This window comes from Intestinimonas butyriciproducens, assembly GCF_004154955.1.
GTDB lineage: Bacteria > Bacillota > Clostridia > Oscillospirales > Oscillospiraceae > Intestinimonas > Intestinimonas butyriciproducens.
Genome location: NZ_CP011524.1, coordinates 370,514 through 383,656 on the forward strand (window position 1 = coordinate 370,514; position 13,143 = coordinate 383,656).

At 59.3% G+C, this 13,143-nt stretch carries 13 protein-coding genes and 1 pseudogene; 9 read left to right on the forward strand and 5 right to left on the reverse strand.

Annotation, left to right across the window (positions count from 1 at the left end; translation table 11 throughout):
• Nucleotides 1-110 precede the first annotated feature (110 nt).
• The 5 genes from dctP to dapA all read left to right on the forward strand — a co-directional run bounded on the left by dctP (nt 111) and on the right by dapA (nt 5,252).
• A complete protein-coding gene (gene dctP / locus SRB521_RS01780) occupies nt 111-1,355 on the forward strand; it encodes a TRAP transporter substrate-binding protein DctP (RefSeq protein WP_165366522.1) in 1,245 nt (414 codons plus the stop codon).
• 114 nt (nt 1,356-1,469) lie between these two features.
• Nucleotides 1,470-1,973, forward strand: a complete 504-nt coding sequence (locus SRB521_RS01785) for a TRAP transporter small permease (protein WP_075705199.1) — start codon at nt 1,470-1,472, stop codon at nt 1,971-1,973.
• Complete coding sequence (locus SRB521_RS01790; RefSeq protein ID WP_075705200.1) at nt 1,966-3,261, forward strand: TRAP transporter large permease; 1,296 nt, start codon at nt 1,966-1,968, stop codon at nt 3,259-3,261. Before SRB521_RS01785 ends, SRB521_RS01790 begins: the two co-directional genes overlap by 8 nt.
• A 131-nt stretch (nt 3,262-3,392) precedes the next feature.
• Nucleotides 3,393-4,268 carry a dihydrodipicolinate synthase family protein gene (locus SRB521_RS01795; RefSeq protein WP_033118825.1) on the forward strand — a complete coding sequence of 292 codons (876 nt, stop codon included), beginning with the start codon at nt 3,393-3,395 and terminating at the stop codon, nt 4,266-4,268.
• A 60-nt stretch (nt 4,269-4,328) separates the two neighbouring features.
• On the forward strand, nt 4,329-5,252 hold the full coding sequence (gene dapA / locus SRB521_RS01800) for a 4-hydroxy-tetrahydrodipicolinate synthase (protein WP_081959958.1): 924 nt from the start codon (nt 4,329-4,331) through the stop codon (nt 5,250-5,252).
• Nucleotides 5,253-5,388: 136 nt separating this feature from the next.
• Here the strand turns inward: dapA and SRB521_RS01805 are convergent, their stop codons facing one another.
• A complete protein-coding gene (locus SRB521_RS01805; protein ID WP_058116965.1) occupies nt 5,389-6,114 on the reverse strand; it encodes a FadR/GntR family transcriptional regulator in 726 nt (241 codons plus the stop codon).
• A gap of 241 nt (nt 6,115-6,355) precedes the next feature.
• Here SRB521_RS01805 and SRB521_RS01810 point away from each other — a divergent pair, with 241 nt between their 5' ends.
• The 4 genes from SRB521_RS01810 to SRB521_RS01825 all read left to right on the forward strand — a co-directional run bounded on the left by SRB521_RS01810 (nt 6,356) and on the right by SRB521_RS01825 (nt 9,842).
• A complete protein-coding gene (locus tag SRB521_RS01810) occupies nt 6,356-7,354 on the forward strand; it encodes a ribokinase (protein WP_075705201.1) in 999 nt (332 codons plus the stop codon).
• A gap of 19 nt (nt 7,355-7,373) precedes the next feature.
• Entirely contained in the window at nt 7,374-7,985 is a 612-nt protein-coding gene (locus SRB521_RS01815; RefSeq protein WP_075705202.1) for a KpsF/GutQ family sugar-phosphate isomerase, read from the forward strand.
• Nucleotides 7,986-7,987: 2 nt separating this feature from the next.
• Nucleotides 7,988-8,407 carry an RbsD/FucU domain-containing protein gene (locus tag SRB521_RS01820; RefSeq protein ID WP_075705203.1) on the forward strand — a complete coding sequence of 140 codons (420 nt, stop codon included), beginning with the start codon at nt 7,988-7,990 and terminating at the stop codon, nt 8,405-8,407.
• Between the two features lie 100 nt (nt 8,408-8,507).
• On the forward strand, nt 8,508-9,842 hold the full coding sequence (locus SRB521_RS01825) for a transglutaminase-like domain-containing protein (protein WP_075705204.1): 1,335 nt from the start codon (nt 8,508-8,510) through the stop codon (nt 9,840-9,842).
• A 233-nt stretch (nt 9,843-10,075) separates the two neighbouring features.
• Here the strand turns inward: SRB521_RS01825 and SRB521_RS01830 are convergent, their stop codons facing one another.
• The 4 genes and pseudogenes from SRB521_RS01830 to SRB521_RS16850 form a co-directional block, all read right to left on the reverse strand.
• Nucleotides 10,076-10,585, reverse strand: a complete 510-nt coding sequence (locus SRB521_RS01830) for a hypothetical protein (protein ID WP_116721499.1) — start codon at nt 10,583-10,585, stop codon at nt 10,076-10,078.
• 684 nt (nt 10,586-11,269) lie between these two features.
• Nucleotides 11,270-12,163 carry a BRO-N domain-containing protein gene (locus SRB521_RS01835; protein ID WP_116721497.1) on the reverse strand — a complete coding sequence of 298 codons (894 nt, stop codon included), beginning with the start codon at nt 12,161-12,163 and terminating at the stop codon, nt 11,270-11,272.
• Nucleotides 12,164-12,631 carry a low molecular weight protein-tyrosine-phosphatase gene (locus SRB521_RS15920; RefSeq protein ID WP_116721496.1) on the reverse strand — a complete coding sequence of 156 codons (468 nt, stop codon included), beginning with the start codon at nt 12,629-12,631 and terminating at the stop codon, nt 12,164-12,166. It abuts the gene before it with no gap.
• Nucleotides 12,632-12,716: 85 nt separating this feature from the next.
• A pseudogene (locus tag SRB521_RS16850) lies at nt 12,717-13,112 on the reverse strand (DUF1016 N-terminal domain-containing protein); the annotation flags it as partial.
• Nucleotides 13,113-13,143: the final 31 nt, after the last annotated feature.

Genomic DNA, 13,143 nt, shown 5'->3' on the forward strand with positions numbered 1-13,143 from the left:
GCCGGCAAAAAAGATAAAAATACTTGACGAATTGATGAAAGATGACTATATTTATTAAACAGACATATGACATCACACAAAATTTGAGATGTCTAAAGAGGAGGAGCGAGATGAAACAGACAGGTAAAAGAATGGTCTCTCTGTTGCTGGGTATTGTATTGATGATAGCATTGTCCACAACAGCCTTCGCGGCGGAGGACGGGAAGATCGTCAAGCTGGCGTTCACCGATTCCCCCACACTTACTATCGGTGATATGAGCATCTACCACCCTTCCTACGCGGCGATGCTGGCCTTTAAGGGCGCCTTTGAGAAGTCCACCGGCGGGGAGTACTCCGTGGAGCTCTATCCCAACGGCGTGCTGGGGGACGCGGCCTCCACCATGGAGCAGATGCTCACCGGGACCATCACCGGCAGCACCCCGGCGGACGGCGCTCTGTCCGCCTTCGCCCCCGATATCCAGGTGTTCACCATCCCCTATCTGTTTGACAACCCCACCATTGCCTACGATGTGCTGGACGGGGACTTCGGCCGGCAGCTCTTTGAGAAGATCGCCGCCGAGACCGGGTTCCGGGTGGTGGCCTCCTACGACAACGGCGGCTACCGCAACTTCACCAACAGCAAGCGGGAGATCCGGACGGCCGCCGATATGGAGGGGCTGAACATCCGGGTGCAGGACAGCCCGGTCTACCTGGAGATGGTGGAAGCCCTGGGCGCCTCCGCCACGCCGGTGGCGTTCCTGGAGCTCTACAGCGCCCTGCAGACCGGCGTGGTGGACGGACAGGAGAACTCAGCCGTCACGACTCTGGGCGCCTCCCTGGACGAGGTGCAGCCCTACTGCACGCTGGACGGGCATCTGCTGGGCCTAGCCTTCCTGGTCATCAGCGACACGTGGTACCAGGGGCTGGACGCGGATACCCAGGCCAAGGTGGACGAGGCCGGACGGGAGGCCACCATCGCCGCCCGCGGCACCTGCCGCTACGCCGAGGCCTTGGCTGTGGACACACTGACTCAAAAGGGCGTCACCGTTTACTCCCCTACGGCTGAGGAGCTGGAGACCTTTAAGGTGGCTCAGCAACCCGTCATCGATTATCTGAAACAAAATCTGAGCAATCCCAGCTTAGTGGATGAGCGCTTTGCTGCCATCGACAGCGTTGAGAATGGCGGAAACGCCGCGCCCACCGATCCTGACGCCACCCCCGCACCCGGCAATGCTAACGATCCCACCCAGACCGAGGGTGCCTCCAACTCGAACAGCGGCGGGACCAGCCCGGCCCTGATTGCGGTGATTGTTGTCGCGGCGCTTGTTGTGATTTTCCTCGTCACCCGCAAAAAGGGTGGTAAAAAAGAAGACTGATTCTCTCCCCGCATTGGGAGGGGCTGAAACCGCAAGGGGGTGTCAGGACGGTGTGTCCTTCCTGACGCCCCTCCCCTGCGGCCCTTTACAATAGATCCTATGAGGAGGACAATCATGAGGAAAGTACATGATCTTCTAAACGAATACCTGGACTTTTTAGCCACGGTGGTGGAGAAGGTCTGCTTGGCTCTAATGGCGATCATGACAGGCATCGTGCTTCTGCAGGTGGTGGCCCGGCTGACCCCCGGCGTCAAGAACCCCAACTGGACGGAGGAGCTCTCCCGCTATGTCATGATCTACATCGCGTTCATCGGCGCCAGTAATGGGATTCGTCAGTGGGACAACGTAGGGGTGGACTTTCTCATCGAACGTCTGCCAAGGGTTCCCCAATTTCTGCTCAATATAGTGATTCGTCTGGTGGTGCTGGCGTTCTGGTGCATCGTGACCTATTGGGGCGTGGAGTATTTCCCAAAGGTGGGTGCCAGACAGTTCAGCGCCTCCATGGGTTTTCCTATCCTGTATGCCCAGATTTCCCTGATCATAGGCGGCGTGCTTTGTACGTTGCAGACAATGGGGCAGATTTTGAATCTGCTGTTTGGAGGTGGAGAGGATGCTTGAATTCGGGATCGCCACTCTGATTTTGATCGTAACCATCCTCGTCGGGTTCCCCATCGCCTATTCCATCGGCCTGACGACCATCTTCTACATCTTTATCACCAACCCCGCCAACCTGCTGGTCATCCCCATCCGCATGTTCTCGGGCATCAACTCCTTTACGCTGATGGCCCTGCCCCTGTTCATGCTGGCGGCGGAGATCATGGTCCGGACCGGCATCTCCAGCAAGCTCTTCGACTTTGTGCGCATCACCCGGGTGGGCAGGTGGCGGGGTGGACTGGCCTACGTCAACGTGCTGGCCAGCACCATCTTCGGCTCCATCTCCGGCGCGGCCCTGTCCGACATCGCCGGTCTGGGCAAGGTGGAGATCGACGCCATGGAGGAGGACGGCTATGAGAAGGGCTTTGCCTGCGCCATCACCGCCGCCTCTTCCATTGAGAGCCCCCTCATCCCGCCCAGCAACGTGGCCATCCTCTACGCCGGCACCATGGCCCTGTCCGTGGGCGCCGTGCTGTACGCTGGATTCCTTCCCGGCCTGCTGCTGGCGGGCTCCCAAATGCTCTACATCAAGCTCAACGCCAAGCGGCTCAACCTGCCCAAGCATGAAAAGCAGTATACCTCCGCGGAGAAAAAGGACATCCGCATCCGGGGCTGGATCGCCATGGGGATGCCCCTCATCATCCTTGTCGGCATCACCGCCGGCCTCTTCACCCCCACCGAGGCGGCCGCCGTGGCCGTGCTCTACGCCCTGATCGTAGGCGCCTTCGTCTTTAAGAACATCACTGTGAAGATGATCCTGGACTCCCTCTGGTCCGCCGGAAAGACCACCGCCAATCTCTTCGTCATCACCTCCATCTCGGCGGTGTTTGCCTGGGCCATCGGCGTGGAGCAGATCCCCCAGCAGCTCTCCGCCTTCATGCTGGGCATTACCGACAGCCCCTACGTCATGCTCCTGATCATCAACGTAGTCCTTATCATCGTGGGCATGTGGATGGAGACCTCCGCCGCCGTGCTGTTGTTCGCCCCCATCCTGGCCCCCATCGCCGTGGCCATGGGCGTCCACCCCGTCCACTTCGCCGTGGTCATGATCATCAACCTGACCATCGGCCTCATCACGCCGCCTGTGGGCGTGGTGCTCTACGCCACCTCCAACGTGGGAAAACTGAAGTTTGAGCAGGTGGTCAAGTCCACCATGCCCCTCATCCTCTTGGCTGTGGTCATCCTGCTGCTGGTCACCTTCATCCCTGAGCTGAGTCTGTTCCTGCCCCGGCTGCTGGGCTTTATCGACTGACCGAAAAAAATTCCCGGGTGAGTATTGACGGCAGGAGAAAAAGGGTGTATATACTAATCATACAATCATACATCATACAAAATGGATGAGCAAGCCGGGCGAGGAACCGCCTGGGAAGGAGGAAGAGCAGCATGGTCAAGAAGTACGAGGGGATCATTCCCCCCATCGTCACGCCCTTTGACGAGGCGGGCGAGATCAACGAGAGCTGTCTGCGCCGGGAGATGGAGCTGTGCATGGAGGCGGGCGCCCACGGCCTGAGTGTGGGCGGCAGCACCGGAGAGGGCCCCACCCTCCACGACGACGAGCTGTGCCGGATGCTGGAGATCGGCCGGGAGTTCGTCGGCCCGGAGCAGACCCTGGTGTGCGGCGTCATGCGGATGAGCACCCGGGACGCGGTGGCCACCGGACTGCGGGCCAGGGAGGCCGGGGCCGACGCCATCATGGTGACCCCCACCGCCTACAACGTCCTGGTGCCCAACGCCGAAGGCATGTTCAGTTTTTACAGCACCATCTCCAGGGAGGTGGGGCTGCCCGTCATCATCTACAACGTGATCCCGCAGAACACCATCTCCCCCGCCCTCTTCCACCGCCTGCTGGATGAGACCGAGCACGTCATGGGCATCAAGCAGAGCGTGGGCGGCATCCAGGCCCTCTACGCCGACATCATGGAGACGGCCGGCCGGGGCAGGGTGTACGCGGCCACCGACGATATGATCTACTCCTGCTTCGACCTGGGGGCCAGGGGGGCCATCTCCGCCATCCTCTCCGTATTCCCCGCCGAGTGCGTGGAGATGTGGGAGTGCGCCCGGAACGGAGACCACCAGCGGGGCCTGGCCATCCAGCAGTCCCTCTATCAGAAGTGGCAGTGCCTGGGCGGCAATCAGTTCCCCATCCGCCTGAAGTACGCCCTCAAGGTGCTGGGCCGGGACTGCGGCTACTGCCGGAGCCCCATCACCTACCTGCCCGAGGAGGAGAAGGCGGCCATCCGCAGCGCCTTTGCCGGCTGAGCGCCCCCGGAGGGGTCCTATCAAACAACAGAAAATAGAATCATTTGGAGGAAACAAGTCATGAATCAGTTTGTGGAAAAGTACGGCCAGATCCTGCTGCCCCTCATCACCCCCTATGACGCCAACGAAGAGGTGGACTACGGCAAGTATGCCGAACTCATCGAGTACCTCATTCAAAACGACCTGTGCGATTCCCTCATCGTCACCGGAACCACCGGCGAGGCCAGCCTGCTCACCTTTGACGAGCGGGTGAAGCTGATGGAGACCGCCGTCAAGACCGCCGCCGGGCGCAAGCCCGTTATCGCCGGCACCGGTTGCGCCTCCACCAAGGAGACCATCGCCCTGACCAACAAGGCGGTGGATTTGGGCATCGAGACCTGCCTGGTGGTCTGCCCCTTCTACAACAAGCCCACCCAGGAGGGCCTGTACCGCCACTTCAAGGCCCTGGCCGAGGCCACCAAGGCCGACATCATGCTCTACAACATCCCCATCTTTGTGGGCGTGAACCTGGAGGCCGAGACGGTCCGCCGCCTGGCCGCCCTCCCCAACATCGTGGGCGTCAAGGACGAGGCCGGCATCAACCCCACCCAAGTCACCGACTTCTTCCTGGCCACACAGGACGTGGATCCCGACTTTGCCATCTACAACGGCGACGACGTGATGCTCCTGCCCACCATCGTCCAGGGCGCCATGGGTCTGGTCAGCGGCGGCGCCCACATCTTCGGCCACGAGATCCGGGCCATCTTCAAGGCCTTCGCCGAGGGCGACAACCAGCGGGCCAAGGAGCTCTTCGTGCCCATCTACCGCTTCTGCAAGTCCACCGGCCAGAACGGCCGCATCCTGCCCAACTCCATTCTCCGCCCCGCCATCGAGCTGGTCACCGGCATCCACCTCGGGCCCGCGCGCAGCCCCCTGGCGCCCGCCACCGAGGAGGAGATGGCCGTCACCACCGCCATTCTTCGGGAGATCGGCAAGCTGAACTAAGCCCGGGGGGCCCCTGGGGCGGACAAGACGGATCGGCCCGACAATCAAAACAGGAGCGCCAACCGCATCCATGGATGATCGGGCGGGCGCTCCTGTTTGCCTTATGTCCCCGGACATGGCGGGCGGACAGGGCCCCTCAGGACTCCTGCCCGCTGTGGATGGTTTTCATATCCAGCGTTGTGATCTCCAGATGTCGGCGCATCTCCTCCACCGCCTGGCTCACGTTATGGGTCTGGAAGCACAGCAGAATCCGGGAGTGGGGCCCCACCGCGTTCTGATAGACCGCGTTGTTCATGAAGGAGCTGCTCCGGTAAACCCGGAAGCACTCCAGGAGCTGCTTGTTGATGTTGATGAGCAGGGGATTGTTGGTGTACTCGATGATCTTGGTGTGGAATTGCTCGTCCAGCATGATGAGCTGGAGGCCATCCTGCTTCTCGTTGGCCTCCAGAAAGGCGGCGTGGATCTTCTCCAGGGCCCGGATCTGCTTGGGCGTGGCCCGCTCCACCGAAAGGCGGACGGCCAGGGTCTCGATGGCCATGCGCACCTCCATGAAGTCATAGAACTGCACGTTCTCCACGTCGAACCAGTTCTCCTCCCCGCCGTCGGAGGGCTTGAGGTCGGCCACGAAGGCCCCCTTGCCCGGCACCAGAGTCACGTAGCCCAGGGTCTGAAGCACGCGGGTGGCCTCCCGCACGCTGGTGCGGCTCACGGAGAGCATTTCACACAGTTTGGCCTCGGTGGGCAGCTTTTCCCCCACCTCATAGGCTCCGGACTCGATCATTTCGCGGATGCGGTCTACGACGGAATCGGTAATCGACACTCTGGTGATGGCCTTGATCGGACTCGGCTCCGGCTTATCCATGAAAATACCCCCTTCAGAAATATGATGACGTCATACCGTTCTAAATTGGTTTTATTATACCATAGAAACCGAATTTGAAAAGGGCGCGGGGGGAGAAAATCGCAGAAAAAGGTTTGGCGCAAGGGTTCGCGCCCGCAGTCCGGCGACAGGTGAGGGGCGGACCGAGAGGAATAGAGATAGGATATCAGACAATATTATATGATAAAGACAACTACAGAAAGACGCAGGGAGGAAATCAGTCATGCTAAAAAAACCGCGTATCCTGGTGGTCGGCAGCTTTATGATGGATCTCATCGCCTCTGCCGAGCGGGCGCCCAACGCAGGAGAGACCGTCATCGGAAAGAAATTCACCACCGCGCCCGGCGGCAAGGGGGTGAATCAGGCCGTACAGTGCGCCCGCCTGGGGGCCCATGTGACCATGGCGGGCCGGGTGGGGGACGACGCCTTTGGGCGGATCATGACCGACGCGGCACGGGCGGCGGGCGTGGATGTGTCCCACGTGTCCGTGGACCCGGCGGAGTCCTCCGGTGTGGGCCACATCCTCCTGGAGGTGACGGAGCACGGGGCACAGAACCGCATCACGGTATGCCCGGGGGCCAATTATACAATGAAGGTGGAGGATATCGCCTGGCTGCGGGAGGAGATCGGGTGCTACGACATGCTGATGATGCAGTTCGAGTTGCCCATGGAGGTCATAGAGACGGCGGCGGAATGGGCCTGGGACGCCGGGGTGCCCGTTATGGTAAATCCGGCCCCGGCGGCCCCCATCTCACCGAAGCTGCTCTCCTGCGCCACTTACCTCTCCCCCAACGAGCACGAGGCCGCCCTCATCGCCGGGCACCCCATCCGGACGGACGCGCAGGGCGTCTGCCGGGAGGACGTGGCGGCGGTGGCCGCCGCCTTCCGAAAGAAGGGGGTGGAGCACCTCATCATCACCCTGGGAGAGAACGGCTCTGTGGCGGCGGGGGCGGAGGGTATCCATGAAACGCCCTGCGTGCGGATGCCCCATGTGGCGGACCCCACGGCGGCGGGGGACTCCTTTGTGGCGGCCTTCTGCACCGGCGTGTGCGCGGGGCTGCCCCAGGGGGAGGCCCTGGCCTTCGCCAGCCATACGGCGGCCATCACCGTCACCCGTATGGGGGCCATCCCCAGTCTGCCCACCGCAGCGGAGGTCCAGGCCCTGCTCCGGGAGCGGGGCTACGGCGGCTTTGACCCCGCCGAGCTGGACGCCCTGCAATAAGAAAAAAGGAGTGAACGCCATGAAACCAGAGAGCAGACAGGCGGTGGCGCATTTTTTGATCGCCGCCGGAAGGGAGCTGAACGCCTTCCTGGAGGGGCTGGAGGCGGACGGCTATGAGGCGGCCGTCCAGATGATCCGGGAGAGCCGCCGGGGGGGCGGACGGGTCCACGTCACCGGCATCGGAAAGCCGGGCCATGTGGCCGGCTATATGGCCTCCCTGCTGTCCTCCACCGGGACCCCCGCCTACTTCCTCCACGGGACAGAGGCCGTACATGGTTCCTGCGGCCAACTGGTGGCCGGAGATGTGGTCATCTGCATCTCCAACTCGGGGGAGACCGCCGAGCTGAAGGCCACAGTGATCGCCGTGAAGAACAACGGCTGCAAGGTCATCGGGGTCACCGGAGATCCGGGCTCCTGGCTGGCCCGGAACAGCGACCTCCACCTCTTTGCCGGGGTGGGGGAGGAGGGGGGGCCCCTCAACCGGGCGCCCCGCAGCTCCATCCTGGCCGAGCTGCTCACCTTGCAGGCCCTGTCCGTGGCGCTCCAGGCGGACTGCGGACAGACGCCGGCCGATTATGTGCGCTGTCACCCCGGCGGAAAGCTGGGCCAACTGCGGGAAGGAGAGAACTGAAAATGCTTACGGGCGCGTGTATCCACCCGGACCTGATGCGGGTCCTCTCCTTATGCGGCCACGGGGACAAGGTCCTCATCGCCGACGGGAATTACCCCCTGGCCTCCCGCTCCGGCGGCGCGGAGAAGGTCTATCTGGGGCTGGCGCCCGGCCTGCCCACCGTCACCGACGTGCTGGCGGTCCTGCAAACCGTGGTCTGCGTGGAAAAGGCGGAGGTCATGGACCCGGAGGACGGCTCCACGCCGGAGATTTTCGGCGTGTTCCGGCAGATGCTGGGGGGCATGGAGCTTCAGGGCCTGGGGCGCTATGCGTTTTACGACGCCTGCTGTGAGCCGGGGGTGCGTCTGGCCGTCTCCACGGGAGAGGGGCGGACCTTTGCCAACCTGCTGCTCACCATAGGGGTGGCGGACGGAATACACTGACGGGACCGTCCCCGCCGGAGGACGGGATTGTGACGGCGCGGCGTCCTGTGATATAATAGAGCCGAGCGCATCGCGCAGTGCAAGAAATGGAGGCGTCGTCATGACCAAAAACGAGGATTTCCGCTATCTGTGCGTGGACCTGCCCGGCGACATCGCCCGGCGCAAGGCCGCGGGGGACCTATCCGGGGCGCTGCGGCTGGTCGAAGCCCGTCTGGCGGGGGACTGCGAACCGGAGCTGGCAGCCCGCCTGCGGTGCGAGCGGGTGCGGCTCCAGCGTCTCCCCCGGGACTACCCCTATCCCCGCGTCCAGGCGCTGGAGCTGCTGCGCCGGGAGTGGAAGGACATCACCGACGGGCAGTTCGACGCCCTGGTGGACGCCGGCCGGGCAGACTGGCGGTACATCAATGGGGAGATGCGCCTCCACGAGGACTTCGTGGACTCCCTGCGCATCTATCCCAAGGAGGCGGTTGGCCTCGCGCCCGAGGCAGAGGACAACACCCTGCGAAACCAGATCCTGGCGCGGATGGAGGCGGAGGGGAGTCTTACTGCCGTCATCACCCTGCGGGCCGCCATCCGCTCCAAGCAGGCGCCGGCGGGCAGGGAGGTCCAGGCCTGGCTTCCCATCCCCCTGGAGTGCCCCCAGCAGAGCGGAATCGAATTTCTGGAGATGACCCCCGGCGGGGTGTGCGCCCCGGGGGACGCGCCTCAGCGGACCGTCTGGTGGAAGAGCCGGGAGCGGGGGGACTTCTCCGTGACATACCGTTACTGCTACCGGGCCGACTACGTTTCCCCCGCGTCCCTCACGCCCGACCCAGTCCAGCCCGACTTCGACACCGGGGAGGAGACGCCCCACCTGGCCTTCACTCCTTATCTGCGGGCGCTGGCGGCGCGGCTTACGGCGGGATGCCGGGGGCCGGTGGAAAAGGCGGCGGCCATCTATGACTATGTGACGGGCCATGTGGACTACCGCTACCAGCCCGCTTACCTGCAGCTGCCCCCCATCGCCGACTACTGCGCCCGGGAGCTGCGGGGGGACTGCGGTGTGATGGCCCTGCTCTTCATTGCCCTGTGCCGCATCGCAGGCGTGCCCGCTCGGTGGGAGAGCGGCCTGTCGGTCCGGCCAGACCATGTAGGCCCCCACGACTGGGCCCAGTTCTACGTTCAGCCCTACGGCTGGCTGTGGTGCGACTGTTCCTTCGGCTCTTCTGCTCGGCGGAAGGGGGAGGACCAGCGGCGGGCGCACTATTTCGGCAGCCTGGACCCCTGGCGGATGGTGGCCAACCGGGCCTGTCTGGCCCCCCTGACGCCCCCTGACCCGGAGGTGCGCTGGGATCCCTATGACAACCAGCTCGGCGAGATGACGCTGGACGGCAGAGGCCTGACCGGGGATGAGATGGAGCGGACGGTGGAGATGGTGGAATTTCAACTGCTGTGAGGGACGGTTCCCCCGCGGGACTGCCTGCCTTCGTTTGTCAAGAAGTTTATCTTTGGAAGGCTGGTCCGGCTCTCTTTTGGAAGGGGCGGTTAAAACCGATATTTCACGGTTGCACGAAAAAGCCGCCCTGCGGGCGCTCATCGGTCCACAGGGTAACGCGCTCTATGACCAGCTAGGTAAGAAATGAAAAGGCCCCCGCCATCCATATTGGGTGGCGGGGGCGGTTTTTACTGTCATAAGTTCAAAAACATCGGAATGCATCCGTCTATCCCCATGTTGGACGGCATGGCCATGAGTTCCGCGAACGCCTTGAAGTCATGCCGCTTATAAAATGTTACGGCATCTGGTACGGAGTATAGGACGATATGGCTTGCCCCGCAATGCTTACCGGTTATGCCGTATAGGATTTCCATGAGGTAATACCAACAATAATCGCTCCAGTGCCCCGCATCCTCGTCCGCGTCTGGGAATATCTTATGCTGGTACTTTTCGTCTACCGCGAATATTTTCACCTCTACGGCTGGTGTTATGTTAAACTTAGAGGCTGATTGAATGATTATCCCACTACAAGACAATGATGCTATTCCCACTAATTCTTGTTTTCTGGCATCTGCCCAAAAACAATAGGAAACAGCATCATCGTCATCCAGCAGTTCTTCACTAAAGTATTTATCAATATATTCGCTTCCGCAGTTGAAGGAAATACCAATTAAGTCATCTTTGCTGGCAAGCGTATATATCACCTATCGAACTACCGCCCTTTAGCCCGCAACGTCGAAATTCTTTCATCCAGTTGACGTAAGCGACTAGTGTCTTTCCCGGAGGCTTCGGCCTTCCGAATTTTTTGCAGAGCCTCTAAAACAGCCCCGCTCCTAGTGTTTAATATGTCGGCATCGCGCGAGTCGATGAGAAAAGCGCCCTTTCTCGGCGCGGCTAATAGTGCCATTTTCGAGCCTCCTTCCTTCCTTTTTCCTTCGAATGTGCTTCTAAATGGTACTTCCTCCTGGCCCAATCATATCACCCCCGGTAAGCATAAGCAAGAAAAACTTTACTTTTTTCGGTAGAATTTTTCCCGCTGCAGTACATTTGTATGCATCTAGATGGATATGATTCGGGCAATCTGCGTCGGGCACGTACTCCCCATACCTCACCAGCGTCCACCCCCTCCACGTTCGGGAGGGGGTTTCCGTTTGCCCTCCCGGGTAATTTCCCGCGGCCCCTCAATTCCGTGTGTAATTTCGTGTGCAATTTTTTGTTTTTTTGATGAGTGATGAGTCATATGCAACAGTGGCAAATCACAAAATAAAAAACCAGCGATCAATTGCGGCTGTAAAGAAAAAACCAGAAACGTAGATTTCTCAACGCTTCTGGTTTTGTAACATCAAAACGCTGTAGATGTCATGTTATCTCCGCAAAACTCAAATTATTTATTCTTGTTTTGATGAGTCAACTTCCGATTCGGAGATACCCCCTTCAATCAAATCGGTTATCACTTGATTGAGTTGGGCAGCATTCTTTTCCGTAATAACAGGGACACCTGTTTGCAACTCAATAGCCTTTCGGGCATCTCCAGCGACTTTACCGCCTGCACGAGCCACTTCGATATTATCAGAAAAAGATTCCGGTGCTTTCTGCTTGGAAATTTCTGTGGTCGTAGCCTCGGCCAGCATATTCAGAACCAATTCCAGTGTAGTCATATTGTCCCGCAGGTTTTCCTTTTTCAGCCCCTTGAGATTCTTATACTGTCTGGTGGACATCCCGGACCATGCTCGGGATATCTCATCTGTAAGAATGGCATACTCAATGCCCTTTTGAACACCACGGGCATCCCATTCATCGGTCAGCTCTTTGCGGACCTGGATCGCCTGCAGTCGCTGATTGATCCATTCACGGGTATAGCCTTTCTTCAGATAGGTTTCCAGCGCCCGTTCAATGGTCAGTTCCGGATCTATCGTTTCTTCGATTCGCTCCCGACCAACCTGTGCCAACCATAGCTTAAACGGCTCAGCTTTGGGAGATGGTATGGACTGGATGATACGCAGAAGCTGTTCCGTATCTGCCACATCAGTATTATACCGTTTTCCATCCTTTGGGGACCTCAATTTCAGTTGCTGACAATTTGTCAGCAACTGATCTGCACCTTCGTCTTTAAGGCGTTGTTTCAGCTTTGCCCAGTAGTTGCTTGCGCCACGCTGATCCGGCTGATCGGTCAAAACTGCAACGACATCAACAACAGAAAAGTACCATTCCTCTTTATCCTCGTCCCAGGCTGTGCGGATGCGCTTATCTTCAAAAAGCTGAATCTTATCCTCTTGCCCCATTCATATCACACCTCTTTTCTTCAGCAAATCATCAAGCAATCCCTGACAGCCTTCCATAACATCCCGCCAGGTCGCATCGAAGTCGCCGGTGTACCACGGGTCGGCTACTTCTCCTGGTCGGCTTGTAAAATCCATCAGAAGGTGCATTTTGTCGGCAAAGTCGCCACCACAGATCTGGTACATACTCCGGATATTGGCGTGATCCATGCCGATCAGCAGGTCGTACTTGTCGTAGTCGCTGTTCTGGAGCTGCCATGCTGTTTTGCCGGAACAGTCGATTCCATGCTCGGCCAATTTCCGGCGGGCAGGCGGGTAAACAGGATTTCCGATTTCCTCGGTGCTGGTAGCAGCTGATTCGATCTGAAACTCCTGTGCCAGACCAGCTTTCTTCACCATATCTTTCATCACAAACTCGGTCATCGGGCTTCTGCAAATATTGCCATGACAGAGAAAAAGTATCTTGATCATTTTCGGAACTCTCCAATTGATTTTCTTCATGATCAGTATAACATGGAACCTCAAATTCGTCGAGCGTGAGTTCCTGATGAGCACATTCCTGGATAGCATTCTGGAGTGCGGTTTTTGACCATCCAAACTGTTTTGCGGCCAGCAGATACCAGCGTCGCTCCTCCATGTTCAGGTCCGCCTCCAGAATCACAACATTTTGTGTCCAGGAGATCTCTGCGGCGAGTTTCAAAAGTTCTTGATTGCCCTCGTACATCCGATAAAAATCACGCATCCTCCGCAGATTGCGCGGGGAGAAACCAGGGACATTCGGATACTGTTCAGACAGGTATTCTGCAGCAGCAACCGCAGCACCCTTTTCAGAACGACCACATACAATTCGGCCTAATTCGCAGTATAGTTGCACTTGAGAAAAGTCAGCAGTTACTGCTGCATCCAAATCCGCAAACATGGCAGAATAGTCGATGTTTTTGCGAGTGTTCATAGTTTCTCCTTTCTGATAAATTATGCTTAAC

What these genes read in the sequence shown, in the direction of transcription:
- dctP (WP_165366522.1), top strand. Translation starts at nt 111, where the DNA reads ATGAAACAGACAGGTAAAAGAATGGTCTCTCTGTTGCTGGGTATTGTA.
- SRB521_RS01835 (WP_116721497.1), bottom strand. Translation starts at nt 12,163, where the DNA reads ATGGGGCAAGAGGATAAGATTCAGCTTTTTGAAGATAAGCGCATCCGC.
- SRB521_RS01785 (WP_075705199.1), top strand. Translation starts at nt 1,470, where the DNA reads ATGAGGAAAGTACATGATCTTCTAAACGAATACCTGGACTTTTTAGCC.
- SRB521_RS01820 (WP_075705203.1), top strand. Translation starts at nt 7,988, where the DNA reads ATGCTTACGGGCGCGTGTATCCACCCGGACCTGATGCGGGTCCTCTCC.
- SRB521_RS01825 (WP_075705204.1), top strand. Translation starts at nt 8,508, where the DNA reads ATGACCAAAAACGAGGATTTCCGCTATCTGTGCGTGGACCTGCCCGGC.
- dapA (WP_081959958.1), top strand. Translation starts at nt 4,329, where the DNA reads ATGAATCAGTTTGTGGAAAAGTACGGCCAGATCCTGCTGCCCCTCATC.
- SRB521_RS01805 (WP_058116965.1), bottom strand. Translation starts at nt 6,114, where the DNA reads ATGGATAAGCCGGAGCCGAGTCCGATCAAGGCCATCACCAGAGTGTCG.
- SRB521_RS01795 (WP_033118825.1), top strand. Translation starts at nt 3,393, where the DNA reads ATGGTCAAGAAGTACGAGGGGATCATTCCCCCCATCGTCACGCCCTTT.
- SRB521_RS01790 (WP_075705200.1), top strand. Translation starts at nt 1,966, where the DNA reads ATGCTTGAATTCGGGATCGCCACTCTGATTTTGATCGTAACCATCCTC.
- SRB521_RS01810 (WP_075705201.1), top strand. Translation starts at nt 6,356, where the DNA reads ATGCTAAAAAAACCGCGTATCCTGGTGGTCGGCAGCTTTATGATGGAT.
- SRB521_RS01815 (WP_075705202.1), top strand. Translation starts at nt 7,374, where the DNA reads ATGAAACCAGAGAGCAGACAGGCGGTGGCGCATTTTTTGATCGCCGCC.
- SRB521_RS15920 (WP_116721496.1), bottom strand. Translation starts at nt 12,631, where the DNA reads ATGATCAAGATACTTTTTCTCTGTCATGGCAATATTTGCAGAAGCCCG.